Origin of the sequence: Paenibacillus sp. LPE1-1-1.1 (assembly GCF_040676435.1) — a bacterium.
In the GTDB taxonomy this organism is placed as follows: Bacteria; Bacillota; Bacilli; order Paenibacillales; family Paenibacillaceae; genus Pristimantibacillus.
The window spans coordinates 173,655-194,496 of record NZ_JBEGHY010000012.1 but is presented as its reverse complement, the minus strand read 5'-3'; the positions used below and the strand labels follow the sequence as shown (position 1 = coordinate 194,496).

The following is a 20,842-nucleotide window of genomic DNA, read 5'->3' as shown; positions in this document are numbered from 1 at the left end:
CTTAATTATCTAGCTTGTATTGTTTTATCGATTCATTTAAATCAACAGAAAGATTGGAAAGTTGTATAATTACTGCGGATATTTCTTGCATAGAAGCGCTTTGCTGCTGCGCAGATGCAGCAACCTCTTCCGTTCCTGCAGCCTGTTCCTGCGTTATACCGGAGATTTGCTGCATAGATTCGGTTATCTTTTCAAAAGATTCATCCACTTTGCCTAATGCACTGAACATATGGTTAGTATGCTCGGTAAACTCCGATACGCCGCCATAAATTCCTTTAAAGTTTTCATATGTTCCCTGTATCCATGAATGCCCTTGCTCAACGGCTTTACTTCCATCGTTAATACTTTTCATCACTAACAAACTATTTTCTTGCGTACTGGATACAAGATCTGTCACAGACAGTGCTGCCTGGGCAGATTGTGTCGCTAATTTCTTAACCTCACCGGCAACGACTGCAAATCCTCTCCCCACATCTCCTGCGCGAGCCGCTTCTATTGAAGCATTTAATGCGAGCAGATTCGTTTGATTGGATATTTCAGAGATAATGTTTATGATTTCACTTATCTCGTTAGATCGTTCCTCTAGTGCAGCAGCAGCTTCTTGAGATTGAAGCATTGCTTGTTTGATTACATACATCTGTTGAAGAGTTCGTTCAACAAGGTCCTGACCTTGTTCTGACTGGTTATGCACTTCCGCAGCGATGTTCTGAATATCCTTCATACCGCCTGATACATCTTTAATTTCAGAATCGATGTGGTTGATGTTCGTTTGACTATCGGTCACGCTCAGAACAATTTCATTAATTCCCTCTGTCATCCGGTTGGTTGAATCAGCAACCTGTTGCGCACTATTCGTTGACTCATTTACAGTTTGCTCTAAGTGTTGACTTGTTACTGAAATAAGATTTGAAGAGGCAACAACCTGTTGAATAAGACTTTTAAGGCTATTAATCATTAATCCAAATGATATAGCTAATTTTCCGATTTCATCATTGCTCTGAACTGCAATAGCCGTTTTCATATCGCCGGCTGCAATCTTATCTGCTGCTAACATTAAATTGCGTAGTGGATTCGTAATTACCCTACCGATAACGATTGCAATTATGCTTCCGACTACGAGCACTATAATTGAAATAATGATGGTAGTCAGATTTGAGCTTGTTGTCGTATTGGGCACAACGGAAGCATCTAAATCAATACCAAGGATTCCAAATGCTTTACCCGACTCATCGGACAGTGGAACGAAGATTGATTTATGTGTACCGTACTCATCATTATAAATAGGACTTATTACAGGACTATTCGATGTGATTGCTTCTTTCATTTCAGCTGTAAACGGGTAAGGCGTTCCAAAATCATCCGGCACACCGGATAGGATAAGAATTCGTTCGTTATTCTCGGTGTTAGATAGAATGTAAATATTCTCAAGGCTATGTATCTCTTGCAGTTTCTCTAACTCTGTTTTGATCAATGCATAATTTGGGTCATCCGTGCTTGCTAGCAGCTTCCCTGAACCCGGGATAACGGATAAGGTATTGCTTGCAATTTGTATATCCGTACTCAGTCGATTATCGAATTGCTCCAGCAATTTCTCTGAAAGATTATGCTGGGTCATATAGCCGGATACGGCAAAAGCAACACAGGTGATAACTTGCAAGAGAAGAATGCTGAACGCGATTTTTACAGCTAGATGTTCTTTATACCAATTAAAACTAAATATAGACTTCTTCATGAGTGAGCTCCCTTGTATTTGTTCGATTATATTCCGAATATGTTTCTTCGATTTTGCCTTTTAAATAATGAACGATTGCATCAACATCGGACACTTGCGTATACGGTGAAATTACGAACAGCTTGCTGGCATATAGCGCAATTCTCTTATTATCCCTTGTAGGAACGTAAAGATGCTTTTTGGTATCGCCAAAGAACATTTCTCTCCGGTCTCTTCCCAGTATCTCAAACAAAATTTCATTTAATTTGTTTTCTTTGTCTACTTCCTCATAGCTGCTGGCTCCGGCATATTCTTTTGCATAACCATTCTGCCCGTCCGTATAGAGGCGGAACAATGTGATGATGCCTGGATTTAGAGGATTAACAATGATTGCTTCCGGTATTTCCCTCTGCAGCGCTTTTCGGAAGGCGGCATTTACTTCAACAAATTGAGCTAGCAGTTTTTGATAACCCTCGATTCCAAACGCCAGCAAAGCGCTGTATATGCTAATGGAGCTTCCCATTCTTGAGCATTCTAACGTGTAGCTCGTATGATATTGCCCGTATCCCCGGTGTCCGACATATGGAGTCTCGTCTGGATCTAAATCCAGAAGCTTTAAATCAGAAGCATTTTTGACTAAAAATAGGCTTGTTGAATAAGGGGTTTGTCCCAACTTCTGAAAATCGAAGCAAAGAGAATCTGCTTTGTTCAAATGTTTCATTTTTGCTTGAATGGCTTTTAGAGCTGCAAGCGCTTCGTCCGCAATATTCAAAGGATTATTGGCAAAATCGTAGTTGTTGAAGAAAGCGAAGAATCCGCCCAGAGCCGAGTCGGCATGGATATGGGGCCGTTGGATACGGTGCTCCCGTGCTAACCGTTCTGTCATTTGATATACTTCATCAAGGTTGTCAATGCCCATTGCATCTGTCGTACCCGTAGTGGCAACCACGTATATCGGAATGCCGCCCTTTGCGATAACCTGTTCCATTTTCGCTTTCAAATCCTCGATATCCATGGAGCTATCTTCATGGGTACGGATTTTGATTAAGTGATCGCTTCCAATCCCTGTGGCTTCCATCGACTTATAAAGGCTGTAATGTGCCGCCTCCGAGCAGAACGCATATAAGTTTTGGGGCACTCCGGTCTTTGCGGCAGAAGAGCTTGCTTTATTAATCGCCAGCCTCAATCCAGTGAATATTGCGCCCTGGCCGCCCCAAGTTGTATATCCTCCGCTTACTGCCGTGTGATAGCCGATAAGATCCGACATCATTGCAACGACCTTAACTTCGGCTTCGGCGCCAGCCGGTCCATATACATCCCATAAATTATTGCCATTCACCATAAATGCCGTAAGCATGCCGAGTATTCCCGGGGTGCTGGCCATAGGCAAAATGTTGGTTAAAAAGTATTTGGTGTGATAGGGATGAGCGTGAAGCAAGGATAGAAGCTCTTTATTAACCTCATCCAACGGGCTTCCGCTATGTGGAATTCTGCTAGCATCCGCCAGCTCCTTATAAAAAAGCGGTCCTCGCTCTTTATTCCCTTTCAAAAAAACCGATTCTGGGTCCTTTAGCTCATCGACACCGCTAACGATCTGCCCAATTAATTCTAAAAACTTGTTACGCTGCTCTACATTGCCATCATCACTTGGAAATAAGCTGCGAATATTAGTTTGATGATTCATACTCATACTACCTCACTCCACCATTGATATTTTTCTCTCTAAATAAAAAAGGCACACCTATAAACTCTCATAGGTATACCCTTTGCTTATAACATTGCAACTGGCTGACATTTCTTTTTAAGAAGTAGTCCCTATAGCTTTGCGCCACCATCTTTCGATGGATTTGCCAATATTAAATTTGGAGAAATTTACAGGTTAATTAGAAAACATTTACATCTAATAGGAACATTCTACTATCTCGCTTTTCCAGAATCAACGTTTTTTTAGTTAAATATGTCTAAAGAACTAACGAATGATGTCGACAGTTATTTTTTTTGTCACAATTCTCCTATTATTATAAATGACACCGTTTTCTTTTATAAAATCCCTTTACTATCTCTTATCTTCTCTTTTTGCCGGAAATAAAAAAGCATCGTGCCGATAAAAAGGGAAACTCCCCATTTATTCGGACGATGCTTTCGCCGGTCATGTTATTTGATTAGTTTGATGATAGCAGAGTAGAAGGACTAAACATGTAGTTTCTTAGAAGAATAGATATTAAACTTAATATCAAGAATAGTACTCCCCCGAAGACGATGTATTGCGTACCCATTCCTGATATAAATAATCCACCTACTGCGGTTCCAATCGTTATTCCTAAGTTACCGCATGATAGATACAATCCATTAACGAAATCAGGAGCTTCTGGCGCCGCGGAGGTAATCCAATATTGACCGACATTATTTCCTATAGCAAATAAAATTCCCCATAACATAATTGTTACCAACATAGGTCCAGTGGACATGCCTGTAAGGAATGACAATAGGAGAACGATTCCTAATGCGATTGGGAAAAGTATTGCAGTCTTCATAGCATGTTTGGTAAGTAACCTTCCTCCTACCAAATTTCCAAGCAGACTTGCTAAACCTAATAAAAATAATGCCAAAGTTAAGGTTTTCCCCGATATATTCGTTACGGTCCCAAGATATTCTGTGATGAAAGTATTAATACTCGCAGTTGCAGAACCAATAAATACGACAGTAGCAATAGCTAACCAAAGAACCGGCTTTTTTAATACGCTTATTTGGGAGCCATAAGAAAGCCTTTCTTTAACAGGCATGGATGGCACAAATATCATTGTCGCTATGAATGCCATAGCATTAACGATAGCAAAGAATAACATGGCCTTTTCTATAGAAGCCCCACTAGCAATATAATTAGTGATGGGTACGCCAAGTATCATACCTGCGGTTACGCCTAAAATCACTTTAGAAACAGCCTTAGGAGCTTCTTCCGCTCTAACAGAGGTAGCAGCAACTGTCAAAGCCAATGAACAATAAATGGGATGGAAAAAGGCTGGGATCACACGAGCAATTAGCAAAACGGTAAAGTTTGGTGCAAATATGGAAACAATGTTACCTACTACGAAAATACCAAGTACAAGCAGCATTACCGTCTTACGGTTTATTCTTGAAAACAATAACGGCATAATAGGACCAGATATTGCAACAGCAAGTGCAAAGAGGCTCACTAGCAGACCTGCTTTGGATACACTGATATCAAATTGCTCAGCAATTGAAGGTAGTATCCCAATTACGCCCATCTCGGTAGTTAGAATACCGAAAACGCCTACAGCTAAAATAAATATAAGCAAATTATTTTTTTTTATCATAAGTTAAGTTTTATCTCCTCTGTCTTCTGTGCTTTTCAGGTTTTTTTCATTCGGTACCACAGATTGTTCATAACTATCAATTTTCCCGTTCAAAAGTTGCAGGGATTTCTGTAGTTTATCAATTTTTGGAACCAACTGGTCTCGTTGTTGAACTAATAGTTCCTTTCTTGTTTGAATAGTCGCATCGCCTTGATGAACCATTTCTACGTACTCAAGTAACAACTCTATGGACATACCTGCGTTACGCATATAAATTATGACTTGAATCCATTTACAGTCCTGTTCTGAATACTCTCTTATCCCACTTTTATTACGATTTATACGAGGAATAAGACCTATTCGCTCATAATAACGCAAGGTATCAGGTGAGATTCCAAATTTCTCGCATATTTCTGAAATCATCATAACAATCGCCTCCTTAACTTATCGAAGCTTAACAGTTGAAGTGAACTCCAAGTCAAGGGCTTTTTTTTGATGCCGTTTAACGACATAAAAAAAAGCCCTGATTAACAAGGCAACTCTCAATTATTTTGTAATTATGCCCAGTTCGGCAATCATTTATTGCGTTATCCTGCCAGTTAGCTAAACAAAAAAAGGGAGCAGCTGCCGCAGCAACTGTCCGCTATCCTGCAGCCCTCAATATAAAAGCCCTCACTGAGAGGGCTTTTATCCATTCTTTTACACCTAACAGAATTCAATATTTGACGATTCAAGATTTTCCGCGAAAGATCGAAATTGATCATTATAGTGCTCTATAATTTGTGCCGCGCTTTGATTACCTTGACTCCAGGTACTATGACAGTCTTTGACCACAGTCACTTGATAACCTAATTCATTGGCTCGACGGCATGTTGCATCGATACACATATCTGTTTGAAGTCCAACCAATACAACTTTTCTAATCCCGAGCGCTGCCAATTCCGAATGGAGATTAGTATCATGGAACGAGTCGGGCGTATGCTTTTGAATGATGGTGTCTCCGCCAACGGGAGCTATCATGGGGTGTATGTTCCAATCTGGACTATTGGTTACCAAACCTTCATCTTCATTATGTTGAACATATATAACAGGAGTATCACATGATCTAGCTTTTTTGATAAGTCCGCTTATGCGCTCAAGTAAACCATCGCCGTCGTATACTGGGTATTCATCCTGAAACATGCCGTTTTGAACATCAATTACTAACAAGGCAATATCAATTTTCATTATCTTGACCTCACCCCATGATTTGATATTTTTTTGCAATCCTTACTAGTTTTTAAGCGCTACTGCCCGTCAGCTGAATTGGCAGCTGATACTATCATCCTCAGAGGGAGTGTCATATATCCATTCATCTACTCTAATCCATTCATTCATCGTTGAATTATCACTTTTAAAAGTTTTTTGCTCGATATATACATGAATGATTGTCCCCGATTTGTTCCCCTACCTTTCATCAAAGAAGTCGCCCGAAGTTCATTAACCTCCCTAATTTTAACACATATTGGAACTATCCTGCCCGTTAGCCTAATAAAAATAGCAGGCCACTACAGCACCATTATATACGGAGCATTTGGGGTACTACTTAATTGGCTGTTTAGGCCCATTCCACAGGGTTCAATAAGTCCGATAGAATAGGATTAAGTTGAGGAACAAAGGAGAAGATTACGTTTTGAATAAGAGAAGCACACGCAGAAGCAACCGTTCCAAAGGCCGCCTGTCATCTTTAAAGCAAACAAAACTCATCATCTATCTGGCGATATTCATTATTTTTGTTGGTATTTGCGGAGCATTGTATGGTAAATATACGAATAAAGTTGATTCTACGCTTCCGCTTGCTGATTCGGATTCCCTTAGTAATGGGAATAACGGAAACGAGCCCTTGGCAGATGACCCCATCCCCGCCGGAACCCTTGACAGTGGAGAGGAACAAGAGTCCACAGAGGAAAACAAAGATGTGACGGAAGAGCCTGCTCCTACTGCATCCGACGCAACGGTCAAAGAAGGTGATAATCCGACGGAGACTCCTAAGCCTGCACAGACAGAACAACCAACGCAAGAAAATAAGGATTATGGCAATAAATCAACGGAAGCCCCTTCTAAAACGGTGAAGCTTCCAACCACCTATGTTGTCCAAAAAGGCGATACGCTAAGATCGATATCCGAGAAGTTCTATCAATCTAAGGAGCACTATGCGCTGGTTGCAGCGTATAACCATATCGTGTTTATTAATGATATGAAAGCCGGTGATACGCTTAAGATCCCAGTATTGTCATCAACAGCCGGCTCGATAGGTGGCAGCCAGCAGGGAACCAAAGACTATTCGAAAATTAATTTGCCTGCTACCTATCTGATCCAAGTAGGCGATACTCTGTCAGGGATTTCCAGAATGTTTTACAAATCTGCTGAATATGTGAATTATATTGCGAAAGAAAACAAGCTTGATAAAAATGTAGGCTTGAAAGCAGGCACCAACCTCCTTATTCCGTCCCTGAAAAATTATAAGCCGGATGAAGAAAAAGGCGCAGTAAAAACTTTACCCGATTACGAGACTTCCGTTCATACCGTAAAGAGTGGCGAGACGCTCTACAGCATCTCCAAAATCTATTACGGCTCCGACAAAAATGTGAAGTTCATTGCGAGTTACAATCATATTGTAAATATTGATGATGTAAAAGCCGGCACGGTGCTGAAAATTCCAAAAACTTAGGTCAACGAAGTCTGACAGAAAAGGCTCCGCCATAGCGGAGCCTTTTCTGTGTGCCTGAGATGTACTTTTTATTCTGACAGCATAATTCCTAATTCTTTATCCTGCGGAAATAATGTTTGCCCAAATACTAATGCTCCAGTTTGAAAGATAGTGGAAAAGATTAACCATACAAAAGCTTTTGTTTTATGAATAATCGACATTCTTATTAAAGCATATGCGTTTAAAAGAAAAATGATCGTAATGCAAGTGATAAAAAGTGTCCATGTTCCCTCTTCCAATTCTAAGTGCATGAAGCCGCCCCATTCCGCTAAAAATACGAACGCCTACATCCATAATACGTTAATCAATCACTTCCTGCCGTCGGAATGGGTTCTCGACTTTACTTATGTCAGCCTTTCACCGCGCCCATTGTCGCGCCTTCCATCAACAGCTTCTGGAACAGAATGTAGATGATAATGCACGGTATCATAGAAATTGTTACTCCCGCAAACAGCGTCACCCAATCGGCGGTATACTCCATCTGCTTGTTCGCAGAATACATTTGTACCGCGATCGGATACTTCTTAGGATCGCTTAAGTAGATGAAAGGCCCCAAGAAGTTATTGTAGAATCCAAGAAACTTAAATACGGCAACCGTAACAATACCCGGCGTTGATAGAGGAACGACAACCCGCCAAAATCTTTGGAACAGCGTGGCACCATCCATCGTTGCGCTCTCTTCCAATTCCTTCGGCAGAGAGCTCATAAAACCGCCCAGAAGCATGAGATAAAATACGCTTTCCCCTAGGCTGGACAATAAAATTAAGCCTGTCAGGCTATTCGTTAATTCCAGTTCCCTCATAACCACGTACTGAGGAACGAGAGCATTTACACCAGGAAGAAATAAGGATAGCATAATCAAGCCCCAAATTACTTTTCTCCCCTTAAACTCCATACGTGTCAGCGCGTAAGAATTGAGCGTCGTGAAGAACATACCGAGTACCAAGCTTCCACCCACATAATAAAGGGTATTCAGAAGCGACTGGCCAAAACCGTATTGGTTCCAAGCCTTCGTATAGTTCTTCCACTGCAACTCCGTTGGCAGCGCCCAGATGTCCTGAAAAAATTCCGGATTGCTCTTCAGAGACTCATAGAAGACCCAAGCAAGCGGAAAGAGAATCGTCAGCGCCCATAAGAATAACAGAATGCGCCAGATGGCATCCATAAATGCATGCTTTTCTTTCAACCCTATCCCTCCGAACCCTTTAAATGAAAATTAAAACTCTACGTCTTTTTTCGGCAGAAACTTATCCGTTAGGACTTTTGCGGTTACTAATATAACAAATAGAATCATACCAATTGCGGAAGCATAGCCGTAGTTCCGATACTCCTCCCCAAAGGCCAGATTAAACATATACAAACCGATGACATCGGTGGACCCGTACGGCCCGCCATTTGTCAGGATGAGAATATTTTCGAAGCTCTTTAAGGTTCCAACGACTAAGAAAAGCACTGCAACCTTAACAATTGGCATAATAAGCGGCATCGTAATTTTAAATAATCGAGTCATATGATCCGCACCTTCAAGAATGGCTGCCTCGTATAATGATTTTGGTATAGCCAGCATCGCGTTAGCGAAGATGATCACATACAAAGCGACCCCACCCCATACCCAGGGCGGAATTACTGCTAAAATCGCAGTCCGTTCGTCACCAAGCCAATAAAAGTTTTTCATGTCGAAACCAAACAGTTCAATGATTCCATTTAATAAGCCATACGAGCCGTCATAAATAAACGCCCATAAGAGCGCGATAACAACCGTAGAGAGCACGTTAGGAAAGAAAAATAGCACTTTCAAAAATTTATTTTCACGATAGTTTTTATTCGAAATTAAATAACCAAGCAGCAGTGAAATGAACACAACAAACGTTGGGATAGCCAGCATAAATATAACGTTGTGTCCCAATGCACGCCATACATATTTGTCATTGAAAGCGGTAACGAAGTTATCGAACCCTACAAACTTTGGTTCTGTAAACCCATCCCAATCCAGAAAAGCATAATAAAGTGATAGTATATTCGGAAATAGCGTGAACAGTAAGTACCCTCCGAAGGGGGGGACAATGGCAACGAACAGAAAAATCCATTTTTGCGTGTTCTTTTTATCAAGACCCAGTCTTTGCAGCCAAGTGCGCTGTGTCTTTACTACAGTCGTATCAGACATGGGAGGACAGCTCCTATTCTACAAACTTAAGCGGCTGGTGCCGTTATTATTTTAAAAAAGCAAGCGGAGAGGAAGCCTCCCCGCTCGCTCGCAGCAAAACTGTTTATTTCTGCGCTTCTAGAGCCTTCGTCAGCAGTTTTTCTGCTTCTTCCAAAATTGGCATCGGATCTTGCTGACCCAGGACGAACTTGATTGTATTTTCATCCATTAGTTTCGTCGCTTGAGCAAAGTTTGGATCGGAAATACTAACAGACCTGCTTGCTTTATAAGCTCGTGCATTGTTTTCTGTGATGTATTTCAGAACAGCTTGTGCCGAGCTGGACAGGTTAACCGTTCTAGCAGCATCTACTGTCAGGTCACTGCGCATAGGTAAAGCGCCCGCTTTCTCAGCGATATATTGCTGATTGTCCAACGTCATCAGCTCAACGATAAATTCCTTTGCCCATTTCTTGTTCAGCTCAGGCTTGTTTGCCCAAATGTAATTGAAGTTTGTCGTTCCGCTTCTTACCCAAAGCGTCTGATCTGTGCTCTCTCTGAAAGGAACAATCATAAAGCCCCAGTCAAAGTCTGCCGGTGTCGCTTCCTTCATTTCATTCTCAACGTGGCTTCCTGTTGATACCATTGCTGCTTCTTTTTGAATAACCTGCATTTGAGATTGCGTATGAGACAAAGCTGGCAAGCCTTCAGCAAAATACCCTAGTTGTCCCAGTTCAAAAAGGCGATTCCAGTGTTCAACAACCTCTGTGCTCTTATACTGCGGGAGCGTAAAAGTTTTGTAGTTCTCAATATACTGGTCTGCGTGACCGCTCATGTCGGCAAGCTCAAATAATTTCGCTGCTCCGAAAGCCCAATCGACATAGTTCGGATGCATGCCTGGGAAGGTAATCGGAGCGATTCCATCCGCCTTAATATCCGCAAGCAGCTGCTTGAACTCATCCCATGTTTTCGGATTTTGGTTCCAGCCATGCTCATCAAACAACTTTTTATTGAAGAACAAGCCGCCGAAACTGCTGGACGCCGCGAATTCATACCTTTTTCCGTTGATCAAAGAGGTCGATTCGTACATGCCCGGCAGCGTGAGGTCTTTAACGGTTTTATCCGGTGCATCCGGAAGCTTCATATCCCAAATGCCATCCATTGGCTCAAGCTTACCCGCTTCCGCGAGGGATACAATTCCGCCCGCTGGCGTTGTGTTGAAGAGGTCGAACATCTCCTTATCATCGTTTGCGGAAATTTTAGTCGAGAGGATTGTTTTCATATCAGCTGAAGCTGTAATATCAAACGATACATTTGGATACTTCGCTGTAAAATTTTCAACTGCATGATCGAACCATTCGCGTCCGTATCCGCCAACGAAGAAGCCGACCTTCAAGGTAACCTTCTCATCCTTAGGAAGCCCATTTTCATATACAGCGACTTCTGCAGGCGCGTTGCTTGCTGCTGGTGCATTTGCAGCGTTGTTTGCGTTATTGCCACCGTTACTGCATGCTGCAATAACGCCCATTGCTATAACCAGACCAACGGATGCAAGCTTCTTAAACGTTTTGTTCATAAATCTTAAACCCCCTAATTAATAAATAAATTTGATTTATTCAACTTCTGAAGTTATTTTATCGGTCTTGTGTTATCTAACTGTCAAGAAATTATTAGGGTTACGTAAATTATTCCTGTTGAATAACCAAAACAAAAAATTCCTCAAAATTACCTGCAATGAGCGGGTAATCAAGGCCTTTCTCTTCTTTACTTACAGGTTAAGAAGCGGTCTGATAATTGGCGCAAGCGACTGCGCTATGCGAAGAAACCCTAAGTCGGTCGGATGTGTTCCGTCAACGGTAATTTCGCTGATGGAGTCCTCCCCGAGCAGATCGAAGCCATCTGCAAAATGGATATGGCTATCCCCTTCTGCCCGCCTCTGTTGAACGTTCTCAATCTGCACAAGTCTTCGGCGGTTAAACAGCTCCTGCCTCTCCTCATAGAAACGGTCGCCGTCATTGTGGATTTTGGAGACAATTAATATAGGAACTTCAGGGTGCCGCTCTCTTAATATGCTGATGAATACAGGCAACGTCCTTGCTATGTTCTCAGCTGCTCCAGTGTTGCCTTCATAATCTAGCACATAGAGCCCAGGGTCTTTAATATCCGCCATGATCTGAGCCAGCTCCGGTTCTCCTTTGCCGGAACCGGAAAAGCCGAGATTCACGAACGGCACCGGTAACGTGCGGCTGAGAATGTTGGAATAAGCCATGCCTGGTCTCGAAGCGCATCCGCCTTGTGTAACGGAGGTGCCATAAATGACAACGGGTCTATTGCTGTAATAGGAAGGAGGAGCACTGACAGCAGCATCCTCATCTATACCTATTAAGACCTCCTCCACGCCTTGATATAATGGAAAGTTCAAGGTTACAGCGAAATCTCTTTTGGTATTCCACCGAAACAGCTGTGCTTCATATTCTGTATTTTTATGGTTAAATTTGGTTGTGGAGATGTACTTTTGGTTGCCAGGATCCCCTAAATAGCAGTCAAAACCGCACTGCCCGCTTGCGGGCATATGGTACATATTCGCAGGCCCAGCTAGACGCACCTTAATAACTAACCGCGAAGTATTCGTTCGAAAACGAATCTGGCCTCCAGCAGTACAATAGGCAAGAGTATCGACTGCGGACGGCAAAGGCACCCCCGGATTAAGAGGGAGACGACGATAAACACCATCCTGGGCTAGCCATGGGAAGCCTACAATTTGAAAAGGAGGCTTCAGTGGAGAAAGCCACTGAAGCGGTTCTCCTTCAAACGTCTCCGGGCCATCGTTTTCACCTAGCAGGTTTATGTCGATTTCTTTCGATTGAACGGACATCTGTATCCACTCCTCTATATTTTTACGTCCAACCCATACCGTTTTTTACTCCATATCAAAAACATATTTCCGTATTGCTAGAGCAACCCCATCCTCACTATTGGAGGCGGTTATTGCACCCGCTATCGCTTTGACGTGCTCCTCGCCATTGGCCATAGCTACGCCAAGCCCTGCTGCTTGCAGCAGTTTGACGTCATTGTCACTGTCTCCCATAGCGATGACATCAGACATGGTGATGCCCAATATTTCACAAACCTCGCGTACTCCGCTTTCCTTGGTTACCCCATGAACGGAAATTTCAAGGTTAATCGGGGCTGACCGGGTGATCTCAAGCGTTCCCCAGCTCTCTAGCTCTTCCCTTATCTGTGCAAGCATCTTCACATCATGGCTGCCGATGCCGATCTTCATCCAATCCCGCTCGAACATCTCCGGCGTCCAGGCATCCTCGTTCGTCAAGCTTTCCACACTGTAGCCCCAATACCATTGACCCCGCTGTACGGCAATCTTGTGCAGTCGCCGAACAGTGTCCCGAGGCAGAAAGATACGCTTCCGCAGCCTCCCGGGGCCTTCCCAAATTTCCGCTCCGTTAAGAAGCACCATTGGAGAATCCAAGCCAAGCTCGCCCCAAAATGATTTGGCATTCTGCAAGCCTCTGCCGGTTGAGAACATAACCTTAACGCCGTGATCGACCGCGTAGCGGAGCCACTTTTTGGACTCATCAGAAATCCGTTTATCCTCCGTCAGAAGCGTTCCGTCCAGATCAAGGGCAATTAACTTATAGCCCGCCTTTACGGTATCCATAACACTCATCCTTTCACCGCTCCCATCGTAACTCCTTCCATTAGAAGCCTTTGGAACATGATGTAAATTATAATGGAAGGGACCATTGCAATCGTTACGCCAGCGAACAGCATCGGTAGCTTATAATCCCAGATATCATCCAACGGCTCAAGCTTCCCTGCTTTGGCGAGCGATACGATACCGGCTGATGAGGTCGTATTGAATTGATCAAACATATATTTGTCGTCGGCTGCAGAGATTTTGGTGGAAAGGATTGTTTTCATGTTAGCTGATGCGTTAATATCGATCGTTACATTTGTGTACCGAATAGCCAATATGCGGCCCTCTCAACCGCTAAGCCCCACCTCCTATAAGCATCTACCTTGCCTGCGATTTGTATCCGCTTTCAAACAATGCTTAAGAAGGAGCAGCCTCTTCGGCTCCACTTCCATCAACCAGCGGCATTTTGCTCTTTTCTGTTATTGACCGCGCTATTTGTCTTCAAGGCTTTCTCAATCCAAGGCAGTGTCAAACGGAATGCGCGAATCTCGAGGAAGGTTAACCGAAACTGCAGCGTCAGGATGCTGCGTATATCCCTTTTGGCATAGAAAATAGCCGGAATGCCAAGCTTCTTCATAATGTACTTCATTCGCCGAATATGAAATGAATTGGAGACAAGCACGCACGTGCTGAGTCCATGTTGCCTGAGGAGCTGTCTGCAGTTGACTACATTTTGCACCGTATTGCGTGACTTCATTTCTAAGATCAGCCTCTCTTCAGCAATGCCCTGCAGAACCAGGTAGTCCCGCATAAGCTCTGCCTCTGACCGGTCCGAGCCTACAGCTCCGCCGGAAAGCACCATATAGGAATAATCATATTGACGAAAGAGCTTTAGAGCCGTATCGAGCCGTTCCTTCAGAAGCGGATGAATACTGCCGTCATCGGAACGGTAACCGAGTACAATAAGAGCGTCGGCGCGTCCCTGTCTCAGGCTTGCTGTATGCATCCAACAAAAAAACGCAAGTGGAATGCAAAGTACAAACATGATGATTACAATTCCAGCTATCCACATTTACTATTCACGTTCCTCTTAAAGTAGGTTATAATAGGTGTAATATTAATAAATCAAATGACTTTATTAATATTCTACACAAACTGTATGTACTGTCAATCAAAAATTAATAAAGTGAGGGTTCCATTCGTGCACTCCTTAAAAAACACTAGCCACAAGCTGCTGAAATCCATCAACCAGCAAAAGGTACTTTATTTGATATTTTCTGAAGGGTCCATTTCGCGCGTTGAGCTGGCACATAAGACAGGCTTGAGCCAACAAACCGTAACCAATATCGTCAATCGCCTGCTGGAGGATGGTCTCGTGTTCGAAGGCGAGCATATGCCATTAGAAGCCGGCAGCGGCAGAAAGCGGGTTGCGCTCTCCGTCAACAGCTCCAGCCATTATGCATTAGGCATTGAAATCGCCGGCAAATATATCCGGGGCTGCGTCTATAACTTCCGCAATGAACGGCTGTCATCGACCAAGCGTTCCGTGGACAAGTACAAAAGTATAGACAACCTGCTTCAACTGCTGCATGAAGTCATTGACGAGCTGTTGGAGCAGGTTCCGGAGCTTGCCAAGACGAAAGGTATCGGGATCAGCGTACAAGGGCTGGCCGATTCGAAGCAGGGCATCCTGCTGCGTGTTCCAGGCCTCGGCTTCTTACAGCTTCCGCTCAAGTCACTGCTTGAGGAGAAGTATGAGTTGCCTGTCTATCTTGAGAATGATGCCAATTTATTAGCGGTTAATGAAAATATGAATGGCTGCCTTAGCGGTTCCACAGACAATATTACTTTGAAATTCGATTACGGAATCGGCGGGGCGATCTTTTCGGATACGCGGCTTATTTCCGGATCGACTTTCGTTGCAGGTGAATTCGGTCATTATAAAGCTTTCACAGGGCCGGAAGCTTATCCATGTCATTGCGGAGGAACAGGCTGCCTGACGACGTTGTTATCCATAAGCGGACTCCAATTTAACACAGGGCAAACGCTTGAAGCTTTCCAACAAGCCGTCAGATCAGGCGACGAGTCCATGCTTCATTTGCACGATACAATGATCAGAACCCTGGCTGTAGCCATCAGCAATTTGGTGACTTTTCTAAACCCTGGCCGCGTGCTGCTGACAGGTAGTGTATTAGAATCTTGGGGTAGTGATATCGTTTCGAAGCTGAAGGAGACGCTTATGGAAAGCGTTCCTATGACAAGCCGCGGCGTTGAACTTCTCTATATGGAGCAGATGCCGGATGAAACCCTTCTTGCAGCAGGCCTAGTACTCAAGCATGTGTTCGAAATTCCACTGGATGCGTTATCGTTATAAACGAGCGGTCGCAATACTGGCAAAAAACCTCCATACCAACTTTGGCATGGAGGTTAATTTTTGTCTTATCGATTAATTTTGCCGGCCGTTCCATAGCTGTATCAGCCTTTGTGTCTTCTCCTCTAAAAGCTGCTTGGCATCCTCTGACACAGATGAGGCTAATGCTTCATTCCGCAGATCCTTGAGAAAATCCTCCAGCTTCTTGACTGCTTGGTCATGCTGGCCTTTCTCCTTATGATGCTCCGCTTGCTTTAGAGAATTGCTCAATTGATTCGTAAGCGGACTTAACACCCCGCCTGAAGCGATCAACTGGTCAAGCGTTGCTTGAAGCGAAGGAAGGGTGATCAGTGTGCGGACAACCAGCTCTTCGCTCGGCGCTGACACAACCCCTGATTCATGCACCGCTATGACTTTAAAACGATACTCCGTATCCGGCTCAAGGCCTCCAGCCGCATAAACGGATTCCGTAACCGTCGCAGCTTCAGCACCATTGACGGAAATACGATAAGCCACCGCTCCGCCGTCGCTCGGGAAGACTGGATTCCAGCTTACCAATGCTCCTGCCGCATCAATGTCAGCTGCCTTCAGCCCTGACGGAGCAGGAACGACGAGACGCGTGCGGAAGCTCGTCAGCTCTGACGCTTTAAGTCCGCCGAACGCATCCTCTGCAACCGCATACCAATAATAGGTCTGGCTTCCGGCAAGCCCGCTCCATGTCATCTGCACGGTATCCCCGCTTGCAGCTTGAACGGTGCTTCCGATTGCCTCATCCGAATAGATCCGCACCTCCATCATATCGGTAGCGACTCGTTTTACTTGAGGCTCAAGATCCATCTTAAGTGACCACTCGTCCCTTTGAGGCTCATAGTAATTATAATCATCAAGTACAGGTGAATATGTGTTGACGTACACTTGACCCGTTTCCGTATTGAAGTGGAACAGCTTCAAATAGCCGGAGCCGCCGGTAACGCCGTCTTCAATTCCTTGGTAATCATTAAGAATTTGGTGCACATAGCGATCAGCCGTTCCGTCGTTATTGTCGTCCAGCGCATCGGTTTTTACCGAGCTGCCGGTATAGTGGCCGCTAATGACCATGACAACGTTCGGGTTAGGTATAACTACGCCGTTATAAATCATTTCTCCTGTTGCGGAACGAGTCGCATTCGCCTTCATGTATTCGTGGAACACGAGTATCGCTTTTCGTTCCGGATGTTGCTGCAGCACCTCGTTCATCCAGTTCATATCTTCCTCATTAACGCCCCAGCCCATGTAGACGAAAATATAGTCATTGCCGCTCGCTGAGATCAAGTCGTAATGACCGCGATTGTCCTTATAGGATTCACCATAGAAAGGTTTATCCTCGAAGCGTGCCTTGCCAAAATACTGCGAAAACGCCGAGTAATCCGGTACCGAGTTTGCTCCTCCATCAAATACATCATGATTCCCGGCTACTACTCCGTAAGGAATGTCAGCATCTTCAAGCACCTTCATGTACTTATTCGCCCGGTCCCACTGATCCATGTTAGCTGAGAAATTAACGATATCACCAACGTGCGCCACGTAGCGAATATTCATCGCTTCCTTATTGTCTCGAATCCAATCGACCTGAGCTTGGAAGTATTCAGGTAAAATTTCCGCATAAAGCTGCGTATCAGGCATGGCTACAAACGTATAGTCGTAATCATCCGGTCCCGGAATCAGGTCCTGAATAAGCGCTTGAACCCGGCCGTTACTAACATATTCAGCGGCTTGTACGGAAGCAGCCAATGTGAAGTCCTCCTCTGAAAGGGCAACCATCGATGCGAGCGGCTTCCATTCGCCCGACCGATAATTCCAGGCGTACAGGCTTACTTTCCGTCCTTCAAGCGAGTGTCCTTCCCAATAGAGTTCGATAAGATCACCCGCTCCAACATCGGGGCCAACTTCCACCTCGAACCTTTGATAAGGGAATTGCAGGGTTGCATCAATTGTTACGTACTCATTGTCTGAAGCGGCTAGTTTAGCTTTCTCGCTTTCTGACAGCAGCGCGTCGCCCGGGGAAACGAGCGTAAGCGGCGGCTCTCTGTCTACAGCATTGGCATAAGCTGTTACAGCTTCACTTCCTGCGCTAATCTGCTTCCCTTGGTAGAAGGTGACCTGCATGGAATCACCTGCAGGGTCCTGTACCTTCGCCTGCAGCACGGCATCCGTATCGACATCTGTCGTTCCATTTGCAGGTGCTTGCGGTACCGGTTTATACGGATGCTCCTCTGACGTAACGAAATGGACTGTTTTCTCCATAGTCTGTCCCGCTGCATCTGTCGCTTTCATATACAGCACATGCTCCCCTGCATCCAGTACAGCTGAAGATGCCGAATAGGGTACTTGAATAGCAGCCCCATCCAAAGTCACCAAGAATGATGAGATGGCCGATACAGTATCATTCGCCTCCGCAGTTATCATGAAACTGCCCTTGTATGACTGGCCCTCTGTCATATTGCTCGTAATGACCGGACCATTATTGTCTACGAGTACATTAGCGACAGCACTCTGGCCATTCGCTGACGCCAGCGTCACTTTCCTCGGTCCATCCGCAGCTTCTGTCGTATCCCAACGATAGGAGACCGCATTCCACTTATCTTCCGGTAAAGCAAACTCGAAATAAACAATCGGCAGGAAGCGCCCGTTATCCCCCATATCAAACTTAAGCGAAGGACTCGCATACTTAGGGTCCCTCAGCTCTGTGCCGTCAGCAAGCACAAGCCGGACGTTGCGGATATCAAAGTCATCCAGGCCGCCCTCCGGCGCATGCTCGTAGTAGGCTCTGTTCACCGAGCCCGCCCGGATGGCGATTCGATTCGGCGATGTCGAACGGAACAGCTCCGGCCTGACCGGAACAGCAATCGTTGTGTAGTTCGTCGTGCCAAGCGGAATCATGCTTAACTCCTCACGGCCAACTGTCACATAATTCCTCCCGTTGTCAATTCCATTAGCTTCAAAGACGAAGTACGAAGGCTTGTCCATCGCCTTCTCGATACCTGAAGTCTCCACCCACCCGCTCTCTGGAATGTCGTAGTTGAAATTGACGATTGGCAAGAACCTGCCGTCATCCCCCATATCAAAATTAGCCGCAGGTGCGTATTGCGGGTCCCGCAGCACTGTACCGTCAGCTAAAATAAGCCGTACGTTTTGGATATTATAGTCATCCAGATCCAGCGTCTCTGGAGCTTCCTCATAATAAGGCCGATTAGTCGAGCCAGCCTGAACGGTTATGGTGTTCACTTGCCCATATTTAAATAGACCCGGACTGACCGGTATTTGAACCGTTACATAGCCGGTCGTGTTGTGCGGGATGATTTGCACAATATCCCCATCAACCGTAATCGCATTTTGTCCGGCGTTAATACCACTGGCTTCAAACGTAAAAAAAGCTATGCCGTCTAAACCCATTTTCGTTCCGGCGCCTTCGATGGATAACGTCAGGTCATTCGGCGAAATACCGTTGCCCGAAGCAACGACAACCTTCTCTCCGGATATGACGTTACCGTCTTTTAGATTCAACGCCGGTACGTTTTGCTCTCCTAGAAGCGATAGCTGCGCATAGCTTGTCTCGGTCACATTCGTACCGTCGGATACCCTGAAGAAATAGTCTATCTTCGTGCTGCCGTACCATTCCGTAAAATCCAGAGAATGCCGGAACAAACCGTCCTTGCCCCTGGCAATATGGGAAGACTTATAGACCTGATCCCGGGCCTTTTTATAATGAAGCACTACCGATGTGAGCAATCGGTCATCATTTGCTTCCGCAACGAATTCGATCGGATGGTTTAAGTCGGGAGCGGCTGTGCTCGTCATATTCCGGACGGTCGGCTCAACGAAGTCCGTTTGAATCGAAACAGGCTGTGCCGGAGCTTGTCCAGGCTCGAGACTGCCCGGTGTTCCTCGCACTACCTTAGAACTCAGCAGTTTCGCCTCGAGACTCCCAGTGTCTGGAATAGTATAGAGAATGCCCATATCCGGCTTCGTATCCACGACACCTTTGTTGTAGCTGGCTGTCACAATATCCTGCCCCGTGCTGGTCGCTATCGCAATCGTGCGCTGACGCAAGTCATTCATCCCGCTGGGGATCCGGATAATGTTTACATTCTCGATAAGATTTGTACCGTAGTTCGCATTGAATTCGCCGACTGTCCGGTTTGGCGTATCTGCTGTTGTCATCCCCCAAAGCACTAATGTTTGCTGCGGAGGTATAATAACTGATGCGTAAGGCCTCCAGTGCAGATCATCGTCTGGGGCTCCCGGGTATCGGTAAATAATCATATAATCTCCAAAGTTGATCGGCTGATCGGTATTGTTGTACACCTCTACATATTCGTAGGCGTCCTCATCGCCAACATTCGTGGAATCAGGAACAAGTTCTGTTATGAGCAATGTTGGAGGTGTATCAGAGCTCTGTACCCCAGACGTATCAGCTGCAGCATAACCTATTGGAAGCAAAGAAACCCCTAGCATGACTGCCGTTAACAAAAAAGATAAACGATACCTCCATCTTTTTGCTGCCATTAATCCCTTCATCTCCTCTTTTATTCATTTCGCCTCGATTCTGGATGCAATTGCGTTAATACCAAAATTCGATAAGTAAAATTTGCCTGCTCATCACCACCTTTTAGAAGTCCGGCCAATAGGAAAGAAAGAGAAAAATGCCAGATAACCTTTTATTTATTAATCCATTTGATGTATTAATTTAATTTTTCGCTCTTTTTATTTAAATTCCTTTTTTATCAAGCCATTGTTACAAAAACTTATAAGAACAAATCCCCTGATGGTCAAAGTAAAATATAAAAAAGATCCCCATCTATCGACGAGGATCTCTTATAGAGATATTTGTTACAGGTGCGCTTTCTGCCCTTTCACTTTTTA

16 protein-coding genes and 1 riboswitch are annotated in these 20,842 nt (G+C 44.7%); of the genes, 2 read left to right on the top strand and 14 right to left on the bottom strand.

The annotated features are described in order from the left end of the window. Position 1 precedes the first annotated feature (1 nt). From MRBLPE1_RS11585 to MRBLPE1_RS11565, 5 genes are all read right to left on the bottom strand, one after another. Positions 2–1,732, bottom strand: a complete 1,731-nt coding sequence (locus MRBLPE1_RS11585; protein ID WP_364145417.1) for a methyl-accepting chemotaxis protein — start codon at positions 1,730–1,732, stop codon at positions 2–4. Beyond that, the gene (locus MRBLPE1_RS11580) at positions 1,713–3,401 is read right to left on the bottom strand and encodes a pyridoxal phosphate-dependent decarboxylase family protein (RefSeq protein WP_364145415.1); all 1,689 of its coding nucleotides are present in this window, start codon (positions 3,399–3,401) and stop codon (positions 1,713–1,715) included. The genes MRBLPE1_RS11585 and MRBLPE1_RS11580 overlap by 20 nt, the downstream gene beginning before the upstream one ends. An 86-nt stretch (positions 3,402–3,487) precedes the next feature. Continuing rightward, a riboswitch (cyclic di-GMP riboswitch) is annotated at positions 3,488–3,573 on the bottom strand. A gap of 300 nt (positions 3,574–3,873) precedes the next feature. Beyond that, complete coding sequence (locus MRBLPE1_RS11575) at positions 3,874–5,046, bottom strand: MFS transporter (RefSeq protein WP_364145413.1); 1,173 nt, start codon at positions 5,044–5,046, stop codon at positions 3,874–3,876. Positions 5,047–5,049: 3 nt separating this feature from the next. Beyond that, complete coding sequence (locus MRBLPE1_RS11570; protein WP_364145411.1) at positions 5,050–5,451, bottom strand: MerR family transcriptional regulator; 402 nt, start codon at positions 5,449–5,451, stop codon at positions 5,050–5,052. Positions 5,452–5,730: 279 nt separating this feature from the next. Continuing rightward, the gene (locus tag MRBLPE1_RS11565) at positions 5,731–6,252 is read right to left on the bottom strand and encodes a cysteine hydrolase family protein (RefSeq protein ID WP_364145409.1); all 522 of its coding nucleotides are present in this window, start codon (positions 6,250–6,252) and stop codon (positions 5,731–5,733) included. Between the two features lie 445 nt (positions 6,253–6,697). On the opposite strand from MRBLPE1_RS11565, the gene MRBLPE1_RS11560 reads away from it, so the two are divergent. Next, positions 6,698–7,735 carry a LysM peptidoglycan-binding domain-containing protein gene (locus MRBLPE1_RS11560; RefSeq protein WP_364145408.1) on the top strand — a complete coding sequence of 346 codons (1,038 nt, stop codon included), beginning with the start codon at positions 6,698–6,700 and terminating at the stop codon, positions 7,733–7,735. Positions 7,736–7,803: 68 nt separating this feature from the next. On the opposite strand, the gene MRBLPE1_RS11555 is transcribed toward MRBLPE1_RS11560, so the two are convergent. The 8 genes from MRBLPE1_RS11555 to MRBLPE1_RS11520 form a co-directional block, all read right to left on the bottom strand. Beyond that, on the bottom strand, positions 7,804–8,025 hold the full coding sequence (locus tag MRBLPE1_RS11555) for a hypothetical protein (protein WP_364145406.1): 222 nt from the start codon (positions 8,023–8,025) through the stop codon (positions 7,804–7,806). Positions 8,026–8,123: 98 nt separating this feature from the next. Further along, complete coding sequence (locus tag MRBLPE1_RS11550; protein ID WP_364145405.1) at positions 8,124–8,960, bottom strand: carbohydrate ABC transporter permease; 837 nt, start codon at positions 8,958–8,960, stop codon at positions 8,124–8,126. A gap of 30 nt (positions 8,961–8,990) precedes the next feature. Continuing rightward, positions 8,991–9,938: a carbohydrate ABC transporter permease gene (locus MRBLPE1_RS11545; protein WP_364145403.1), complete on the bottom strand. Its 948-nt coding sequence runs from the start codon at positions 9,936–9,938 to the stop codon at positions 8,991–8,993. A gap of 103 nt (positions 9,939–10,041) precedes the next feature. Beyond that, the gene (locus MRBLPE1_RS11540) at positions 10,042–11,490 is read right to left on the bottom strand and encodes an ABC transporter substrate-binding protein (RefSeq protein WP_364145402.1); all 1,449 of its coding nucleotides are present in this window, start codon (positions 11,488–11,490) and stop codon (positions 10,042–10,044) included. Positions 11,491–11,682: 192 nt separating this feature from the next. Then, a complete protein-coding gene (locus MRBLPE1_RS11535; protein WP_364145400.1) occupies positions 11,683–12,789 on the bottom strand; it encodes an SGNH/GDSL hydrolase family protein in 1,107 nt (368 codons plus the stop codon). Between the two features lie 45 nt (positions 12,790–12,834). Beyond that, a complete protein-coding gene (locus MRBLPE1_RS11530) occupies positions 12,835–13,599 on the bottom strand; it encodes a Cof-type HAD-IIB family hydrolase (RefSeq protein ID WP_364145399.1) in 765 nt (254 codons plus the stop codon). Continuing rightward, positions 13,596–13,904 (bottom strand): hypothetical protein, encoded by a 309-nt coding sequence (locus tag MRBLPE1_RS11525; RefSeq protein WP_364145398.1) that lies wholly within the window; start codon positions 13,902–13,904, stop codon positions 13,596–13,598. Before MRBLPE1_RS11525 ends, MRBLPE1_RS11530 begins: the two co-directional genes overlap by 4 nt. A gap of 116 nt (positions 13,905–14,020) precedes the next feature. Beyond that, entirely contained in the window at positions 14,021–14,575 is a 555-nt protein-coding gene (locus MRBLPE1_RS11520; protein WP_364145396.1) for a YdcF family protein, read from the bottom strand. A gap of 195 nt (positions 14,576–14,770) precedes the next feature. Here MRBLPE1_RS11520 and MRBLPE1_RS11515 point away from each other — a divergent pair, with 195 nt between their 5' ends. Further along, a complete protein-coding gene (locus MRBLPE1_RS11515; protein ID WP_364145395.1) occupies positions 14,771–15,943 on the top strand; it encodes an ROK family transcriptional regulator in 1,173 nt (390 codons plus the stop codon). A gap of 72 nt (positions 15,944–16,015) precedes the next feature. Here MRBLPE1_RS11515 and MRBLPE1_RS11510 read toward each other — a convergent pair whose 3' ends face one another. Beyond that, the gene (locus MRBLPE1_RS11510; RefSeq protein ID WP_364145394.1) at positions 16,016–20,485 is read right to left on the bottom strand and encodes an FIMAH domain-containing protein; all 4,470 of its coding nucleotides are present in this window, start codon (positions 20,483–20,485) and stop codon (positions 16,016–16,018) included. Positions 20,486–20,842: the final 357 nt, after the last annotated feature.